This window comes from Campylobacter sp. BCW_6465, from assembly GCF_001762815.1.
Taxonomy (GTDB): domain Bacteria; phylum Campylobacterota; class Campylobacteria; order Campylobacterales; family Campylobacteraceae; genus Campylobacter_D; species Campylobacter_D jejuni.
The window spans coordinates 1-2495 of record NZ_MJXN01000074.1 but is presented as its reverse complement, the minus strand read 5'-3'; the positions used below and the strand labels follow the sequence as shown (position 1 = coordinate 2495).

The following is a 2495-nucleotide window of genomic DNA, read 5'->3' as shown; positions in this document are numbered from 1 at the left end:
GCAAAGTCTACATCTCTTATGGTTGATTCTGCTGCTTTGACATTGACTTGAGTTACGGTAATGTTATTTATAGTTGATGTAACTTGATTTTGCACTGAACCAATGTCTGCTCTGATTTGATCAAGATTTGTTATAGCAGTTTCTGCTATATCCATCACTGCCATAGCACCTTTAAGTGTAGTTACACCTGCAGTTTCATCTTTTACCCCAAAAGCAGTTGTCTTCATAGTTGCAAACTGAGAAAGTCCGCTTTGACTTGAAAAACCTGAACCTGCAGAAACATTATATACTGCAGAAAGTTGAGAAGCACCTGAAATAGCTATAGCATTTGCAAAACCTGTAGAATAGTTTTTACCACTACCTACAGAATAACCTGAACCTGAAGAAAATCCACTTCCTGCACTACTCATATAAGCACTAACAGAAGAATAACCACCTAACATAACTCCCTTATTTGCAGAACCAAATCCCATAGCATCAGCAACATTGGCATCAAATCTTCCTTTTGATTCCCTTAAAGAAACAGAAGCTTGAGAGATAAAATTGCTCGCACCAAAACCTGCAAAAGAAAGTCCAGAACCACTGATTAGAATATCTTTACCATCGTTTTTAACCAAAGATAAGCGACCGTAATTTTCTTTCATATTTGGATTGATAAAAGCACCTCTACCAATATCACCATCAATTTTAATCCCTCTACCCTCTCTTGAGGTAAGCAAAAGCTGTCCATTAGCATCAATTGAAGCTTCAACCCCTGTAGTGTCTTTTACAGAGTTAATCGCAGCAACTAAGGCTCCATTAGCATCGCCATCTTTATATTCTACTTGGCCGATTTTTACCCCATTAATAGCAAAATCATCTGAAGTGGTACTTGCTCTAACTGCTGATATACCCCTAGTCTCTACTGTAAAGGTAGCTCTAACACCGGTTTGATCAGCGCTTTTATTGATCTCTTCAGCTAAAGCCCCAAGTCCTGTTCCTACTGAAGTTGAAATCACAACTTTTTGGAATTTAAAATCATCTATACCGTTGTAGTTTTTCAAAGTAAATTGCACTTCACCACTTTCAGAAATTCTTCCTCCGGTTTCAAAGCGTGTTAAACCGATTTTAGAAGATTGAGTTGCTCCTATGGTAGCCTTTACAGTTTGATTTGAACTTGCACCGATTTGAAATTCTTGATTGATAAAATTACCACTTAAAAGTTGTTTACCATTAAATGAAGTAGTATTAGCGATATTATCAAGTTCTTCCATCAAGCGGTTAATATCTGCTTGAAGCATGGTTCTTGTTTTTAAGCTTTGTCCATCTTGAGCCGCTTGAGTTGCCTTAGTCTTGATTGTATCTAAGATTTTAAGTTGCTCATCCATAGCCTTATCTGCAGTTTGTAAGATACCTAAAGCATCGTTACCATTTGATATAGCTTGACCTAAAGTATTAGCTTGAGATCTTAAAGAATCTGCTATCGCCATCCCTGAAGCATCATCTGCGGCTGAGTTGATTCTAAGACCTGAACTAAGTCTTGCAAGTGATTGATCTAATGCTTTGCTGTTTAGATCAGAGTTTGCTTTTGCATTTAATGCTGCAACGTTTGTGTTAATACGAAATCCCATTTTAAATCCTTTTAAAAAAATTCAAGCTCATCCATGAACTTGTTACATGCTATATCGTGCAATCAAAAAAATATTTTATACTTTTAATAAAAATTTGTATTTTTGCTCTAATTTTTCTATAAAATAAAGCAACCATTCATAATAAGCTTTGATGTAAGCTATGATAAAATGCGTTTTATCTTGTATATGAAGTTTTAATACATCAGCAATCATTTTTCCACGATAAGCGAAAGCCCCTCTTAAAACTTCATCTTGTATAAACTCATCTTCATCTAAAGAGTGATTGAAATTTTCTATATTTTGATAAACTTTTTCTAAAAATTCCAAAGGTAAAATAAAATCTTTACTGAGTATATTTTCTAAAATTTGTTTTAAAGCTAAAGCATCATTTAAAAATCTGTTAGCATTATCTTGATCTTTTTGTATTTTTTCTTTGAATTTAACTAGGAGTTTATCACTTCTATTTTTAGTTAAACTTTTTGGAAGTTCAAATTTAGGTTTTTCTTTTGTAAGGAGTTTTTCACAACATTCTTTAAAGGAAAGTTCTTCAGTAAAATTAATCCTTGCTCCACCTTCAGTAGCATTGTAAAATTTAGCTTCTTTACTGTTGCAAGCAAAAAGATATTCAAGTTTTATGCGATAATCATTCCAATCCATATGAGTTAAAACTTCACCTTTACCTGCATAGGCTGGGACTTTAAGTTTGTCTATATTTTCTTCACCGCTAAATTTCTCCCCAAAATCAAAACCTTTTGAATGTGAATTTCCTTCTTCATCAAAGGCTAAATCTTGTCCTATCATGATAATATTTTTAAATCCTAAAGCCAAAGCTAAGGTATAAGAAAAATGACTTACATGAGTACCTGTATCAATATAACCAAAGTC

At 33.7% G+C, this 2495-nt stretch carries 1 protein-coding gene and 1 pseudogene; both read right to left on the bottom strand.

Features of this window, described 5'->3' with window-relative positions; genetic code table 11:
- Positions 1–1610: flagellin A (locus AJ886_RS04575; protein ID WP_070287230.1), on the bottom strand; the 1610-nt coding region annotated here is incomplete at its 3' end.
- 75 nt (positions 1611–1685) lie between these two features.
- Positions 1686–2495 (bottom strand): annotated as a pseudogene (locus AJ886_RS04570) (motility associated factor glycosyltransferase family protein); the annotation flags it as partial.